The sequence below is a fragment of the Paeniglutamicibacter cryotolerans genome (genome assembly GCF_014190875.1).
GTDB classification, from domain to species: domain Bacteria; phylum Actinomycetota; class Actinomycetes; order Actinomycetales; family Micrococcaceae; genus Paeniglutamicibacter; species Paeniglutamicibacter cryotolerans.
Genome location: NZ_JACHVS010000001.1, coordinates 2,716,711 through 2,731,835, shown reverse-complemented (window position 1 = coordinate 2,731,835; position 15,125 = coordinate 2,716,711). Strand labels below are relative to the sequence as shown.

12 protein-coding genes and 1 tRNA gene are annotated in these 15,125 nt (G+C 66.7%); 5 read left to right on the top strand and 8 right to left on the bottom strand.

The window, feature by feature from the left end; all coding sequences use genetic code 11:
• Positions 1–85: 85 nt before the first annotated feature.
• From rho to argS, 6 genes are all read right to left on the bottom strand, one after another.
• Positions 86–2,212, bottom strand: a complete 2,127-nt coding sequence (gene rho / locus E9229_RS12540; protein WP_183511645.1) for a transcription termination factor Rho — start codon at positions 2,210–2,212, stop codon at positions 86–88.
• Between the two features lie 330 nt (positions 2,213–2,542).
• Positions 2,543–3,478 carry a homoserine kinase gene (gene thrB / locus E9229_RS12535; protein ID WP_183511643.1) on the bottom strand — a complete coding sequence of 312 codons (936 nt, stop codon included), beginning with the start codon at positions 3,476–3,478 and terminating at the stop codon, positions 2,543–2,545.
• Positions 3,479–3,492: 14 nt separating this feature from the next.
• The gene (thrC, locus tag E9229_RS12530) at positions 3,493–4,593 is read right to left on the bottom strand and encodes a threonine synthase (RefSeq protein ID WP_183511642.1); all 1,101 of its coding nucleotides are present in this window, start codon (positions 4,591–4,593) and stop codon (positions 3,493–3,495) included.
• Positions 4,594–5,880 (bottom strand): homoserine dehydrogenase, encoded by a 1,287-nt coding sequence (locus tag E9229_RS12525; protein ID WP_183511641.1) that lies wholly within the window; start codon positions 5,878–5,880, stop codon positions 4,594–4,596.
• Between the two features lie 6 nt (positions 5,881–5,886).
• Complete coding sequence (lysA, locus tag E9229_RS12520) at positions 5,887–7,305, bottom strand: diaminopimelate decarboxylase (RefSeq protein ID WP_183511640.1); 1,419 nt, start codon at positions 7,303–7,305, stop codon at positions 5,887–5,889.
• Positions 7,306–7,309: 4 nt separating this feature from the next.
• Entirely contained in the window at positions 7,310–8,950 is a 1,641-nt protein-coding gene (gene argS / locus E9229_RS12515; RefSeq protein WP_183511639.1) for an arginine--tRNA ligase, read from the bottom strand.
• Between the two features lie 219 nt (positions 8,951–9,169).
• Between argS and E9229_RS12510 the strand changes: the two genes are divergently transcribed.
• Together E9229_RS12510 and E9229_RS12505 are read left to right on the top strand one after the other, a co-directional pair.
• Positions 9,170–9,245, top strand: a tRNA-Arg gene (locus tag E9229_RS12510).
• A 154-nt stretch (positions 9,246–9,399) separates the two neighbouring features.
• The gene (locus E9229_RS12505; RefSeq protein ID WP_183511637.1) at positions 9,400–9,828 is read left to right on the top strand and encodes a hypothetical protein; all 429 of its coding nucleotides are present in this window, start codon (positions 9,400–9,402) and stop codon (positions 9,826–9,828) included.
• A 157-nt stretch (positions 9,829–9,985) separates the two neighbouring features.
• Here the strand turns inward: E9229_RS12505 and E9229_RS12500 are convergent, their stop codons facing one another.
• Entirely contained in the window at positions 9,986–10,348 is a 363-nt protein-coding gene (locus tag E9229_RS12500) for a response regulator transcription factor (RefSeq protein WP_183511636.1), read from the bottom strand.
• A 175-nt stretch (positions 10,349–10,523) separates the two neighbouring features.
• Here E9229_RS12500 and E9229_RS12495 point away from each other — a divergent pair, with 175 nt between their 5' ends.
• The 3 genes from E9229_RS12495 to E9229_RS12485 all read left to right on the top strand — a co-directional run bounded on the left by E9229_RS12495 (position 10,524) and on the right by E9229_RS12485 (position 14,147).
• Positions 10,524–12,008, top strand: coding sequence for a carboxylesterase/lipase family protein (locus E9229_RS12495; RefSeq protein WP_183511635.1), 1,485 nt, complete (start codon positions 10,524–10,526; stop codon positions 12,006–12,008).
• Positions 12,009–12,109: 101 nt separating this feature from the next.
• A complete protein-coding gene (cls, locus tag E9229_RS12490; RefSeq protein ID WP_312855679.1) occupies positions 12,110–13,612 on the top strand; it encodes a cardiolipin synthase in 1,503 nt (500 codons plus the stop codon).
• A gap of 166 nt (positions 13,613–13,778) precedes the next feature.
• Complete coding sequence (locus tag E9229_RS12485; RefSeq protein WP_183511634.1) at positions 13,779–14,147, top strand: hypothetical protein; 369 nt, start codon at positions 13,779–13,781, stop codon at positions 14,145–14,147.
• Positions 14,148–14,332: 185 nt separating this feature from the next.
• On the opposite strand, the gene E9229_RS12480 is transcribed toward E9229_RS12485, so the two are convergent.
• Entirely contained in the window at positions 14,333–15,124 is a 792-nt protein-coding gene (locus E9229_RS12480) for an ABC transporter ATP-binding protein (protein ID WP_183511633.1), read from the bottom strand.
• Between the last annotated feature and the right edge of the window lies 1 nt (position 15,125).

Genomic DNA, 15,125 nt, shown 5'->3' with positions numbered 1-15,125 from the left:
GTGTAGGGAATGATGCTCGGTTCGTGCTTAACGGGCAACGCCCGGTTCCCTCCTGTCAGCAGGAGGGAACCGGGCGTCGGGGCAGCTAGCCGTCGTTCTTGGAACCCAACGTCGTCTTGTTGACCAGCATCAGGAACTCGGCGTTGGACTGGGTCTCACGGATCTTGTTCGTGAGCAGTTCCAGCGCCTGCTGGGTGTCGAGGCCCGAGAGCACGCGGCGCAGGCGCCACATGATCTTGACCTCGTCCGGGGAGAGCAGGTTCTCTTCGCGGCGGGTGCCCGACTCGTTGACGTCGACGGCCGGGAAGATGCGCTTGTCCGCGAGCTTGCGGGACAGGCGAAGCTCCATGTTGCCGGTGCCCTTGAACTCTTCGAAGATGACCTCGTCCATCTTGGACCCGGTCTCCACCAGCGCCGTGGCGAGGATGGTCAGCGAGCCGCCGTTCTCGATGTTGCGTGCGGCACCGAAGAAGCGCTTCGGCGGGTACAGTGCCGAGGAGTCCACGCCGCCGGAAAGGATGCGGCCGGAGGCCGGTGCGGCCAGGTTGTAGGCACGGCCCAGTCGGGTCATCGAGTCCAGCAGGACCACGACATCCATACCCATTTCCACCAGGCGCTTGGCACGCTCGATGGCCAGTTCGGCCACGGTGGTGTGGTCGTCTGCCGGACGGTCGAAGGTCGAGGCGATGACCTCGCCCTTCACCGTGCGCTGCATGTCGGTGACTTCCTCGGGACGCTCATCGACCAGCACCATCATGAGGTGGACCTCGGGATTATTGATGGTGATGGCGTTCGCGATGGACTGCAGGATCAGCGTCTTGCCGGCCTTGGGCGGGGAGACGATCAGGCCGCGCTGGCCCTTGCCGATCGGGGCGACCAGGTCGATGACGCGCGGACCGACCAGCTTCGGGTCGGTTTCCAGGCGCAGGCGCTCGGTCGGGTACAGCGGAACGAGCTTGCCGAATTCGACGCGGTCGGTGTTCTCATCGGCCGGCTTGCCGTTGATCGTGGTCAGCTTGACCAGTGCGTTGAACTTGGATCGCTGGCCCTGGTTCTCGTTCTCACGGGGGGCTCGAATTGCACCAACGACCGCATCGCCCTTGCGCAGGTTGTACTTCTTGACCTGGTTCAGGGTCACGTACACGTCGTTCGGGCCGGCCAGGTAGCCGGTGGTGCGGATGAACGCGTAGTTCTCCAGCACGTCCAGGATGCCTGCAACGGGCAGCAGCACGTCTGAGTCGTTCAGCTCGGTGTCATCGACCTCGGGCTGGTTGCGGTTGCGGCCGCGGCGGTTGTTGCGATCCACATTGCGGTCGTTGCGATCAGTGCGGTCGTTGCGCTCGCGGTTGCGCTCCGGGCCGGCGTTGCGGTCGCGGTTGCGCTCGTTGCGCTCACGGTTGCGCTCACGTCGGTTGTTGTTGCGCTCCTCGGCGGTTTCGCGGCGGTTGCCTTCGCGTTCGCCACGGGCCGGAGCCTCGTTCGAGTCGGTGGATTCGGCCTTGACGGCTTCGGCCTTCGGCGCCTGCTCGGCGGCTGCCTCGTTCTCGTTGCGGTCCTCGCGGCGGTTGCGTCCGCGTTCACGGCGGTTGCGGTTGCCACGCTCGTTGCGCGGCTCATTGCCCGAATCATCCGAGGACTTCTCCTCGGACTCGGCCGGGGCCTCGAGTGCAGCAGCCGGGGCCGATGCTTCCTCGTTCGATCCCTGCGCCGACTCGGCGCGGCGGCTGCGGCCGCGTCCACGGGTTGCCCGCGGCTCGGCTGCTTCTTCGGCAGCTGCGGCAACGGCCGGGGCCGGGGCCGGGGCCGGGGCTTCCTCGTTCGAGCCCTGGGCGGACTCGGCACGGCGGCTACGGCCGCGTCCACGGGTTGCCCGCGGCTCGGCTACTTCCTCGGCAGGTGCTGTTTCCGCTGCTGCGGGGGCTTCCTCAGTTGCCTTGGCACGGCTGTTGGCGCGCTTGGCCGGGGCCTTTTCGGCTGCCGCCTCCACGGGCTCGACAGCCTTGGCCTTGGGGGCGCGATCCGCGACGGAGCCGCCACGCTGGTGCGCCGTAATGGCGGTCACCAGGTCGCCCTTGCGCATCCGCGATCCGCCGGTGATGCCCAGCTGTGAAGCCAGAGCCTGCAACTGTGCAAGCTTCAGGCCGGCTAGGCCGGTGGTCTTGGGTGGGGTATTGCTGTCCACGCCTGCAGTAAGGCTGGTGGTTTCGGTCACGAAGGTTCCTTCCCCCTCGTCGGGCAAACCGTATCGGAACGGTCCACGGTATTGGTTTTCCGGGCACCGCGTCAGATGCGGTGCCGGTCGATCGCGATTCCCATGGTGTTGGAAAGGGCTCTCGGAGTAATCCCCCCACTGCCTTCTTTGCAATATCCCACAGGTCCGGATCAAGGCTTGGAGACTGGGGCAACGCAAGGAAACGTGGAGACATGCCTGCGACTAGGAACGGAAATCGTTGCTTGGGGATAAACCGAGAAAAGAGGTTTCCCCAGGGGCACGATCCGCGGCGTCCGCCCTAACTAAAGGGGGCAGGAACCATTCTGGCCGCTAGTGCACTTCCACTCTAACACCAGCATTGTCAACGCCGGGCATCAGGACACGCCACGAAACCGACGGATCGGCGGCGACATGCGCGCTGATCAGCACCTGGGCGGCGGCGGCCGCCGCGGCGTCGGGGGCGAGCACCAGAACCGTGGGACCGGCACCGGAGACCACAGCGGGGAAACCAGCGGCGCGCAAAGCGGCGATGAGCGCCGCGCTTTGAGCCATCGCCGGGGCGCGGAAGTCCTGGTGCAGGTAGTCGACGGTACCATCGAGCAGCAGCGCCGGATCGTTGGCCAGCGCATGCATCAGCAAGGCGGCCCGGGCGCCGTTTGCCGCGGCGACGGCATGCGGCACGGCGCTAGGTAGCAGCCCGCGCGCCTCATGGGTGGAGAGTTCAATTTCGGGGATGGCGATGACCGGGACGATGTCGGCGTGGATCGGGGCCGGTGCCGTGCGGAAGACGCCGCGTTCCTCCCACGAAATGGTCAGCCCTCCATAGACGGCCGGGGCGACGTTGTCCGGGTGTCCCTCCCAGCGCGCCGAGGCCTGGAAAATGCCCTCGGTGCCGCAGCGCAGCTCCTCCGGAGCCAAGGCATCGGCCGCCATCAGCGCGGAGACGATGGCGGCGGCGGAGGAGCCCATGCCGCGTCCGTGCGGGATGAGGTTTGTCGCCCGGATCAGCAGCCCCGAAGCCTCCAGGCTGAGTTCGGCCCAGCGTTCCAGGATGGTGCGGGCAATCAGGTGCGAGGCATCGGTGGGGAGCGTTGCAGCTCCCTCACCGGTGACCCGGACCGTGACCGCGGCATCGGCCGTCGTTTCGACCTCGAGGGTGTCGGCAATGCCCAGGGCCAACCCGAGGCAGTCGTAGCCCGGGCCCAGGTTGGCCGTGGTTGCCGGAACCCTCACGCTGATGCGCTGTCCGGCCGCGATCTTCTTCATGGTGCGCGTTTCCCCTAGGCCAGGTCGAGGGACTGCGCGACGGCTAGCACGTCGAAGGCGACCTTCGTCGGCTCAACCGGTGTGCCGTCGGCGCCCTTCAGCGCCCAGTCCGGGTCCTTGAGCCCGTGACCGGTCACCGTGATCACGATGGTCTTGCCCGCCGGGACGTGGCCCGCACCGTGGTGCTTGATCAGCCCGGCAACGCCAGCCGCGGAGCCGGGCTCCACGAAGACGCCCTCGCGGGAGGAGAGCCAGCGGTGCGCGGCAAGGATTTCGTCGTCCGTGACCGAGTCGATGAGTCCGCCGGACTCGTCGCGGGCTTCCTCGGCCTGCGTCCAGGAAGCAGGGTTGCCGATGCGGATGGCGGTGGCGATGGTGTCCGGCTCGGTGACCGGGTGGCCCAGCACGATCGGTGCGGCGCCTGCGGCCTGGAAGCCCCACATGATCGGCGTCTTGGTCGATACCGGTGCCAGCGTCTTGCCGGCAGCGTTGGTGTACTCGGAGGCGTACTCCTTGTAGCCCTTCCAGTAGGCAGTGATGTTGCCGGCATTGCCCACGGGCAACACATGGTAGTCCGGGGCGTCGCCCAGGGAATCGACCACTTCGAACGCACCGGTCTTCTGGCCCTCGATGCGGGCCGGGTTCACGGAGTTCACCAGGAACACCGGATAGTTCTCGGAAAGCTTGCGGGCCACCTCGAGGCAGTTATCGAAGTTGCCGTCAATCTGCAGGATGTCGGCCCCGTGGGCGATCGCCTGGGACATCTTGCCCATGGAGATCTTCCCGTCCGGCACCAGCACGGCGCACCTGAGCCCGGCCTGGGTCGCGTAGGCGGCCGCCGAGGCGGAGGTGTTGCCGGTCGAGGCGCACACCACGGCCTGGGCGCCCGCGGCGACGGCGGCGGTCATGGCCATGGTCATGCCCCGGTCCTTGAACGAACCGGTCGGGTTCATGCCCTCGACCTTGAGGTAGACGCTCGAGCCGGTGAGCTCGGACAGCGCCGGCGCGAAGACCAGCGGGGTCCCGCCCTCGCCGAGGGTGATCACCTTCGTGGACTCGGTTACGGGCAGGCGTTCGGCATATTCGCGGATGACTCCGCGCCACTGGTGGGCCACTTAGTTTCCTTCAACTCGAAGTACGGAGGTTACTTCCTTGACGACGTCGAGCTTCCCGACGGCGGCGACGGTGGCGGCAAGCGCAGCCTCGGTCGACTTGTGGGTGACGATGCGCAGCAACGCCGATCCGCCGTCCGCCGAGTCAACGACCGACTGGCGCAGCAGCTCGATGGAGACCCCGTGCTCGGCGAAGAGGGCGGCGATGCGCGAGAGCACGCCTGACTCGTCGGCCACGCGCAGCGAGATCCAATAGCTGGTGGCGATCTGGTCGAAGCGCAGCGCCGGCTGGGATCCCCGGACCCCGGAGGCAATGACCGGGGCATCGGCCACCAGACGTCGGGCGATGGCAACGGTGTCGCCCATGATGGCCGAAGCCGTCGGCGCCCCGCCGGCGCCGGCGCCGTAGAACATCAGCTCGCCGGCGTTTTCGGCCTCGACGAACACGGCGTTATACGCGCCGTGTACTGATGCCAGCGGGTGCTTGCGGGGCAGCAGGGTCGGGTGCACGCGCACCGCGATCCCCGCTTCAAGGCGTTCGGCGATGGCCAACAGCTTGATGACCATGCCTGCGTCCGCTGCTGCTGCGACGTCAGCCGCCGACACCGAACTGATGCCCTCGCAGTGAACGTCGGCCAGGTCGAAGTCGGTGTGGAAGGCCAGCGAGGCCAGGATCGCGGCCTTCGCAGCGGCATCGTGCCCCTCGACGTCGGCCGTCGGGTCGGCCTCGGCGTAGCCCAGTGCCTGTGCCTCGGCGAGCACGTCGGCGAACTGGGCACCAGTGGTGTCCATGGCGTCCAGGATGAAGTTCGTGGTGCCGTTGACGATGCCCATCACCTTGGTGATGCGGTCACCAGAGAGGCTGTCGGTGATCGGGCGCAGGATCGGGATCGCTCCGGCCACGGCCGCCTCGTAGCGCAGCTGGGCGCCGTTGGCGGCCGCCAGGGCACCGAGTTCCGCGCCGCGGACGGCCAGCAGGGCCTTGTTCCCGGTCACCACGGACGCGCCGGAAGCCAGCGCGGCCGAGATCAGCTCGCCCGCAGGTTCCATCCCGCCAAGCAGTTCAATGACCACGTCGGCGTCGGCAATCAGGGCCAACGCGTCGGTGGTGAACAGTTCGCGCGGCAGTTCGACGTCGCGCTTGGCTTCGATGTTGCGCACCGCGATGCCGGAAAGTTCCAGCTTCGCTCCGGCGCGGGCTGCCAGCTCGCTTGCGTCCTCGAGCAGGATGCGGGCGACCTGCGCCCCCACATTGCCACAGCCGAGCAGGGCCACCTTCAGTGTCTTCACGGGGTACTACACTCCCAAATCACGGGCCAATAGGTCAGATTCGTTTTCCCTGCGGATCAGCTGGCGGACTTCGCCGCCGCGGACCGCCACAACACCGGGACGGGCCAGGTAGTTGTAGTTGCTGGCCATCGCCCAGCAGTAGGCGCCGGTGGCGGGGACGGCAAGCAGGTCCCCCGCGGCGATGTCCCCGGGCAGGTAAACGTTCCTCACGACTATGTCACCGGACTCGCAGTGTTTGCCAACCACGCGGGAAATAATCGGCTCCGCGGCCGTCACACGGCTTGCCAACACGGCGCTGTAGTCGGCGTCGTAGAGCACCGGGCGGGCATTGTCGCTCATCCCGCCGTCCACCGAGACGTAGCGGCGCTCCAGCAGCTCACCCTCGTGTTCGACGAGGACGCTCTTGCGCACACCGACTTCGTAGAGCGTGAAGGTCGAGGGTCCGGCAATGGCTCGGCCGGGCTCGATCGAGATCCGCGGGACCGAAATTCCCAGCTCAAGGCAGGACTCCCCCACCACGGCCGCCATCGCGGCGGCCAGCTCCGCCGGCGGGCGCGGGGTATCGGTCTCGGTGTAGGCGATGCCGTAGCCGCCGCCCAAATCCAGCTCGGGCAGCTCGACGCCGTGGCGCTGTTTGATCCCGGCCAGGAAACCGAGCAGCTTCTGCGCGGCCAGGGCGAATCCCTCGGGCTCGAAGATCTGCGAACCGATGTGCGCGTGCAGGCCCAGCAGCTCGATGGAGCCGTGCGCCAGCGCGTAGGCGGCGGCAGCCACGGCCGGGGCCGTGCCGGAGGCATCGGGCAGCATGGAGAGGCCGAACTTCTGGTCCTCGTGCGCCGTGGCGATGAATTCGTGGGTGCTCGCGTGCACGCCGGGGGTCAGGCGCAACATGACGTTGGCCTTCACACCGGCCTCCGCGGCCAGCTTTGCCACGCGCGCCAGCTCGTCCATCGAGTCCACGACGATGCGGCCCAGGTCCATCTCCAGGGCGGTGCGCAGCTCGGTGACCGACTTGTTGTTGCCGTGCAGCGAGAGGTTCGCCGCCGGAACACCGGCGGCACGGGCCACCGCCAGCTCGCCGCCGGAGCAGGTGTCCAGGCGCAGGCCGTCCGCCGTCACCCAGCGGGCCACCTCGACGCTCAGGAACGCCTTGCCGGCGTAGTACACGTCGACCCCACCGCAGAGCTCGGAAAAGGCGGCGTCGAACGCCGTCTTGAAGTCCCGGGCCCGGGCGCGGAAGTCGTCCTCGTCGAGCACGAAGAGCGGCGTGCCGAACTCCTGTGCCAGCGCGGCGACATCGATGCCCTGGACGGACAGCGCACCGGAAGCGGACCGGGAAACACCGGCGGCCCATTCGATCGGGCGCAGCGTGTTGGCATCGGCGGGGAAGGACAACCATTCGGGGGCGAGCGGTGAACGAGCCATGGAGTTACATCTTTTCCGGCGCGCCGACACCCAGCAGATCCAGCCCGTTGGCCAGGACCTGGGTGGTGGCGTCGTTGAGCCATAGTCGGGTGCGGTGGATGTCTTGGACGGCTCCGTCGTTCACCGGGGTGACGCGGCAGGCGGCGTACCAGCTGTGGTAGGCGCCGGCAACGGTCTCAATGTGGCGGGCGATGCGGTGCGGTTCGCGGAAGGATGCTGCTGCGGCAACCACCGACGGGAACCTGCCCAGGGCTGCGAGCAGGTCGTTTTCAGTCTCGTGGGTCAGCAGCGAGGCGTCGAACACGGTGCGCTCGACACCCTTGGCCACCGCGTTGCGGGCTGCTGCGCAGGAGCGTGCGTGGGCGTACTGCACGTAGAACACCGGGTTGTCGTTGGTGTTCTTCTTCAGCAGTTCCGGGTCGATGGCCATCGGCGAATCGGCCGGGTAGCGGCCCAGCGAGTAGCGCAGCGCGTCGGCGCCGAGCCAGTTGATCAGATCGCGCAGCTCAATGATGTTGCCGGCACGCTTGGACAGGCGGGCGCCGTTGACCGAGATCAGCTGGCCGATGAGCACCTGGATGTTCTTTTCCGGGTCATCTCCGGCGCAGGCCGCGATGGCCTTCAGCCGCGAGACATAGCCGTGGTGGTCGGCTCCGAGCAGGTAGATCTTCTCTTCGAAACCGCGGTCCTTCTTGGACAGGTAATACGCGGCGTCGGCGGCGAAGTAGGTCGGCTCGCCGTTGGCGCGGATCAGCACGCGGTCCTTGTCATCGCCGAAGTCTGTGGTGCGCAGCCAGACGGCGCCGTCGGTGTCGTCGATGTGGCCCTGTTCGCGCAGGCGCTCGACGGCCTTTTCGACGGCACCGCCGTCGTGCAGCCCACTCTCGGAGAAATACACGTCGAATTCGACGCCGAAGTCCTTCAGCGTGTCCTTGATGTCTGCCATCTGCGCTGTGTACGCGGCGTGGCGGATGATCGGCAGCGCGGCGGCCTCGGTCAGCGTGCGCACATCCGGGTGCGCGGCGGCGACGATGTCGGCGAGTTCCTTGATGTACTCGCCCGGGTAGCCTCCATCGGGGACCGGAAGAGAGTGCATGCGGTTGTAGACGGAGCGCGCGAAGACGTTCATCTGGTTGCCGGCGTCGTTGATGTAGTACTCGCTGGTCACCTCGGCGCCGCTGGCCTTGAGCACGCGGGCGATCGAATCGCCCAGGGCGGCCCAGCGGGTATGGCCGATGTGCAGCGGGCCGGTCGGGTTCGCCGAGACGAATTCCATGTTGATGATGTGCCCTGCCAGTGCGTCGTTCTTGCCATAGGCGGGACCGGCCTCGACGATGACCTTGGCGAGTTCGCCGGCGGCCGCGGCATCGAGGGTGATGTTCAGGAATCCTGGTCCGGCGATGTCGACCTTGGTCACGCCGTCGATGCCGAGCAGTCGCTCCTGCAGGATCATGGCGAAGTCGCGCGGGTTCATGCCGGCCTTCTTGCCCAGCTGCAGGGCGATGTTGGTGGCCCAGTCACCGTGCTCCCGGCTCTTCGGTCGGTCCACCCGCACCTCGTCGGGGACCTCGACGGAAATCTGGCCATCGGCGACGGCATCGCGGAGGCAGGCGGAAATGGCTGAGGAGAGTTCTTCTGGAGTCACCCCTCAAGGATAACCGGGCGAAGGACCGGGATTTGCGTTATGACGTGGGAGCGGCAACGTTCCCTGCCCCACATGCTTTTGCGCCGGGTTCCGATGCGGATTCAACGCACGGCGCGGCAGCCGATTTGTCAATGCCCGCCCAACTACTGCTAAGCTCGTTGATGTTCCCACGCCGGGAATGAAAAGTTGCACGTGTTGCTGCTCAGTAAATTCCGGCATGCCTTCGTAGCTCAGGGGATAGAGCGTCGGTTTCCGGTACCGTAGGTCGGGGGTTCGAATCCCTCCGAGGGCACCACACTGGACTAAGGTCCCTGGCTTGCGCCGGGGGCCTTTTCCTTTTGTCTTGCCCTGCCCTGCCCTTCCGGCATTGGGCGCCCGCCGCGGGCCATGGGCAGTTCCACCCGCCTGGTCAAGCTCCTTCGCCACGCTCTTGTGGATAAAATCGCTGGGTGGATCAGCGCCAGAAGCCCCCGCGGCAGACGCCTTCGGGCCCACCACCACCGGCACAGCAGCCGGCACCCAATGAACCACCCCCGGAAAACTACATTCGGGACCGCAAGCGGCTCCGGGACCAGTACGGCCCCTACTCCTACGCCAAGGGCATGTACGTCAAGGGCATGTACGTCAACGGCTCCAAAACGCCGATGAAACCACGCAACATCAGGATCCAGAGCTCCATCCCGACCGCCTTCGCCGTGGTGATCGCGATTTACGGCGTATGGCTACTGTCGACAGGCCGTGAGCCGTTGAGCGGATGGATGACCATCGCCATGGCCGGGTTCTTCCACTTCATGTCCTGGGTCGGCTTCCTGACCGCCCGCATCCGCGAGCAGTGGGAACGCGAGAACCCCGACCTGGCGAAGAACATCGACTACTGAGGCACCGGGGCGGTTAAATAAGTCGACCCGCACAACGATGGCGATCATTGTACGGGCCTAACCGCAACTAACCTCGAGAAGAAGCGTATTGGCTTCCATGAACAGTACGGCATGTCCCACGCTTTGACCTCATTCGGTGCCGCAGCTCACCTTCGGCTCAGCGTCCGACGCGGTTTTCGTATGGGTACACGACGAACTGGACCCTGTCGCGCAGTTCAAGCTTGCGCAGGATCGCGCCGATGCGCGTCTTGACAGTCGATTTGCCCAGGAACAGCTTGGCGCAGATCTCCGGGTTAGCCAGTCCGCGTGCCACGGCAGCCAGCACCTCGCGTTCGCCCAGCGTGACGTACAGCTCCGGCGTCGGGGGTGCAGGGTCCGGCTCCGCGGTGCGCAGCGCTCCCAGGGCCTGCGGCGCGATCACCGCATGCCCGGCGCGCACAGTCCTGATCAATTCACAGGCGAACTCCGGGGTGCTGCCCTGGGGCAGGAAGCTGCTGGCCCCGTAGCGCACCGCGTCCACCGCGTGCCGGTCCCAGCCGGGCGGGCAGCATGATGCCCCTCGGTGGCTTCCACCCCACTAGTTGCGCACGCCCAACCCGGAGGCGCAACTGAGCAGCTCTTCCACGGCGCCCGAAGCGGGGTTATCGTGGAGCCATCCCGGGGGTTGCCCCCTCAGCCGGCAGGAGACCGATGCGATGAGCCTCACCCACCGCTCCGATGCCGGCGAGCGCCTGCTTGTCTATACGGCCAGCGGTCCGGTCCGCGGCATCGCCGCCGGGGGAATCCACCGGTTCCTGGGCATCCCCTATGCGGCGGCGCCCGTGGGCATGCACCGCTTCGGCCCGCCGGCCCGCGCCCCCGAATGGGTTACCGAGTTCGACGCCTCGACCCCGGGCCCCACCGCGCCTCAGGTCCCCTATCCAGGGGCACTTGGCCGGTTGCTGCCTTCCGTCCGGGTCCCCGGTGACGGATACCTGAATCTGAACATCTGCGTCCCGGCCGAACCCGGCAAATACCTGCGCCCGGTTCTGGTCTTCTTTCACGGCGGCGGCCTCACCCGCGGGTCGAATGCCATCGAGGGTTACGATGGCGGCGCGTTCGCCCGCGACGGATTGATCTTCGTCGCCCCCAATTACCGTCTCGGTGCCGAGGGCTTCGGCGTGCTCGACGGTGCCCCGCTGAATCGGGGCCTGGCGGACCAGTTGGCCGCGCTGGACTGGGTGGCCAGGAATATCAGGGCCTTCGGCGGTGATCCGGCGCGGGTCACCGTGGTGGGCCATTCGGCCGGAGGCAATACTGTTGCCGCGTTGCTGGCCCACCAACGGGCGGCGTCCCTGATCCAGCGGGCCATCATCCAAAGTGCGCCGCTGAACGCGCTCCCGTCCAATCAGAGTGCGCGGGCAACCCATGCGATCGCCCACGACCTCGGCATCGACACCACCCGGCCGGCTTTTTCCGAGGTCCCGGCCGCGGACATCCTGGCGGCCCAGACCCGTGTGGCCCCGGGCGGCGGACCGCTATCCCGGGCGCCGGGGTTCTCCTTGAGCATCGGCCTGCCACTGATCCCGCGCAGCCCGGACGAGGCGCTGGAGCACGTTGCCGGCGGCGGCATCGACCTGCTCATCGGCACCACTTCCGAGGAAGCCCGGCTCTGGCTTGTACCCACCGGGCTGGCGGACCGGGTCGACCGGCTGGCCCTGGCACTGGCCCGGCACCGCCTGCACATCCCAGCCGAGACGCTGCGGCTCTTCCGGTCTAACCGGCCCGGGGCCTCGAACGGGGAGGTGCTCGGAGCCGTTTTCACGGAACAGTTGCTGCGGATTCCCGCGCACCGGCTGGCCGATGCGCGCCTGGCCAACGGTGGTTCGACGTATGTCTACGAGTTCGGCTGGCCCAGCCCGGTGCAACGGCTGGGCGCGGCACACGCCGTGGAACTCGGTTTCGTGTTCGACCATCTGGGGGGTGCCGATGCCGTGGCACTGGTCGGGCCCGATGCCCCGCAGGCGCTGGCCGATGCGATGCATGGCGCCTGGGTCTCCTTCGCCACGACGGGAAATCCGGGCTGGCGGCCCTGGGATGCGATGCGCCCGGTGAAGACCTTCGACGGAGCCGGCAATTCCGTCATCCAGTCCCCGCGCGAATCCGAACGGCTGGCCCTGCTCCGGGGCGACCATGGATGACGACGCGGCACAATTCACTTTGACACCGGCAATACCCCCGCCGGGAACCGCTTTTCCTATAGCGTGGGGCTGAGTCCCATCCACAGCAGAGGAAAATACCCGTGTTCGATAATGCCACCTGGTGGGTCATCACAGTCCTCGTCATCGATATCCTGATTCGCGCCCTGGCCGTCATCATCGTGCCACGCAACCGCCGCCCCACATCGGGCATGGCCTGGTTGTTGGCGATCTTCTTCCTGCCTTCCCTGGGCGTGGTCCTGTTCCTGATCATCGGCAGCCCGAAGCTTCCGCGCAAGCGCCGCAAGGTCCAGGCCGAAATCAACGAATTCATCAAGTCGGTCACCGAGAACGACCACCACGACGATCCCGATGCTCCGCAGTGGTTCAACTCGCTGACCGAACTGAACTCGAACCTGGGCGCGCTGCCCCTGCTCGAGGGCAACGGCGCGACGCTGCTCGGCGGCTACCAGGAAACGCTGGACGCCATGACGGCGGAGGTCGAAACGGCCACCGCATACGTTCACGTGCAGTTCTACATCCTCTCCCTCGATGCCACCACCGAACCGTTCTTCGACGCCCTGGAGCGCGCTGTGGCCCGCGGCGTGCACGTGAACGTGCTGCTCGACCACTGGGCCTCGATGCGCAAGCCGTACTCGCGGGAAACCCGGGAGCGCTTGACCGCGATGGGTGCCAGTTGGGAGTTGATGCTGCCGTTGCAGCCGCTGAAGGGCAAGCTGCAGCGCCCGGATCTGCGCAACCACCGCAAGATCCTGATCATCGACGGCCGCGTCGGCTACATGGGCTCACTGAACCTCATCGACCGGACCTACAACATGAAGTCCAACATCAAGCGCGGGCTGAAGTGGAAGGAGCTGGTCGCCCGGGTCGAAGGGCCGGTCGTCGCGGCGCTGGACGCGATTTTCATTTCCGACTGGTTTTCGGAGACCGGTCAGGTGATCCGCGACGGCGTCAAGCGCGCCGAGTACGCCGACTCCGCCACCAGCTTCAGCGAACTGGGCCCGGCGTTCATCGATCCCCACGACGTGCGCGGCGACCTGCAGGCTCAGATCGTCCCCTCGGGCCCCGGCTTCGAGGGCGAGAACAACCTGCGCCTTTTCCTGGGCATGCTCTACAGTGCCCAGGAACGCATCGTCATCACCTCGCCCTACTTCGTGCCCGACGAGTCGCTGATGTTCGCGGTGACCACCGCAGTGCAGCGCGGTGTGCCGGTCGACCTGTTCGTCTCGGAGATCGGCGACCAGGCGCTGGTCTACCACGCGCAACGGTCCTACTACGAGCAGCTGCTGCGCGCCGGAGTGCGGATCTACCTCTACCCGGCCCCCTATATCCTGCACGCCAAGCACTTCACCATCGATTCCGACGTGGCGCTGATCGGTTCATCCAACATGGACATGCGTTCCTTCGGACTGAACATGGAGGTCTCGATGCTGATCCGCGGAGAGTCGTTCGTGCGCGACATGCGCGCCGTCGAGGACGGCTACCGTTCGATCAGCCGCGAGCTGACCCTCGAGGAATGGATGCGCCAGCCGCTGCGATCCACCGTGCTGGACAACCTGGCCCGGCTCACCTCCGCCCTGCAGTAAACCCCCATCAACCCGGCCGACCCCGATGAACCGAGGCGCGGATGCTGCGGCTGCTGCGGCTGCTGCGGCTGCAATCCAGTGGACGTTGGGTGCGGGGCGTGTCGGGCGACACTGCCAGGGTCGACACCCGCACGCCCCTGATTGTTTGGGGGAAGGCGACTTCCCGGTGCCGGGATACGCCTACGCCCCTGAGCATGTACGCACCGATCTGCTCCAGCCCTCCGCCGGTCCCCCTCGGGGCGGCAACGTCTTGCTTCCCAAGGGGCCGGTGTCGGCGTGGTTCGACCTGCTCGACGGCCACCGGGTCATCGAGCATGCGTCCTGGATCCGCGCCGATGCCGTTCAGGACCGCCGGCTGGAGGAGGATAAGGTCCTCGACGCCCCGTCCAGTTCGCGGCATCTCACCGTCGCACTTGACGGACACCTGCCGGCCGATTCGCGGGACCTGTGGCTGCTCGTTGAGATCTTCCTACCCACCCGGAACTATGTTCCCGCGCGCGGACGTCGGCTTCGGCCTGATCACAATCGTGGATAGGTTCAGCATCTGTCCCTGCAAGGGTTACGCGCGGGAGTACTGGGACGCACCGGGGCAAGCGGTATTTCCTGGTGCAATGCCGCGCCCTTCCCGGCCGTCGGAGCCATAACCGGCCGCCACCCGGACAAACAGAAGGGGAGCCGCCCTGAAGGCGACTCCCCTATCCTGCCGTGGGTGGCCGGTGACTACTGCAGCATCGTGCGATCGTCGAGCTGTGCGCCCTTGATCTTCTCGAATTCGTGCAGCAGGTCCGATACCTGCATCCTGGACTTCTGTTCCTGGTCCAGGTCCAGGATGATCTGGCCGTCATGCATCATGATCAGCCTGGTGCCCAACCGCAGCGCCTGCTCCATATTGTGTGTGACCATCAGCGTGGTCAACTGGTGACGCTCCACGATTTCCTCGGTCAGACGGGCCACCAGCGCGGCACGCTGCGGATCAAGTGCCGCCGTGTGCTCGTCGAGCAGCAGGATCTTGGGTCCGCTGAACGTCGCCATCAGCAGTGACAGCGCCTGGCGCTGGCCGCCGGAGAGCAGGCCGACCTTGGACTTCATCCGATTCTCGAGGCCGAGTTCCAGGGACCGAAGTTCCTCGGCGAAGCGTACCCGCTTCGCCTTGGTCACGCCCAAGCCCAGCCCGCGGTTCGTTCCGCGGCCCAGGGCGAGGGACATGTTCTCCTCGATGGTCATGTTCGGCGCCGTGCCCGCCATCGGGTCCTGGAAGACCCGCCCAATGAAGCGTGCCCGCACGTGGTCCGGCAGCTTGGTGACGTCCTTGCCGTCGATGATCACCGAGCCGGTGTCCGGGCGCAGCTTGCCGCCGACCATGTTCAGGATCGTTGACTTGCCGGCGCCATTGGAGCCGATCACGGTCACGAATTCGCCGGCACCGAGGTTCAGGTTGACCTCGCGCAGCGCCTTGCGCTCATTGACGGTTCCGGGGAAGAAGGTCTTGGAGATGTTGTTGACTTCAAGCATG

Excerpts from the sequence above, each read along its gene's own strand:
- thrB (WP_183511643.1), bottom strand. The coding sequence starts at position 3,478 with ATGAAGAAGATCGCGGCCGGACAGCGCATCAGCGTGAGGGTTCCGGCA.
- lysA (WP_183511640.1), bottom strand. The coding sequence starts at position 7,305 with ATGGCTCGTTCACCGCTCGCCCCCGAATGGTTGTCCTTCCCCGCCGAT.
- E9229_RS12495 (WP_183511635.1), top strand. The coding sequence starts at position 10,524 with ATGAGCCTCACCCACCGCTCCGATGCCGGCGAGCGCCTGCTTGTCTAT.
- E9229_RS12480 (WP_183511633.1), bottom strand. The coding sequence starts at position 15,124 with ATGCTTGAAGTCAACAACATCTCCAAGACCTTCTTCCCCGGAACCGTC.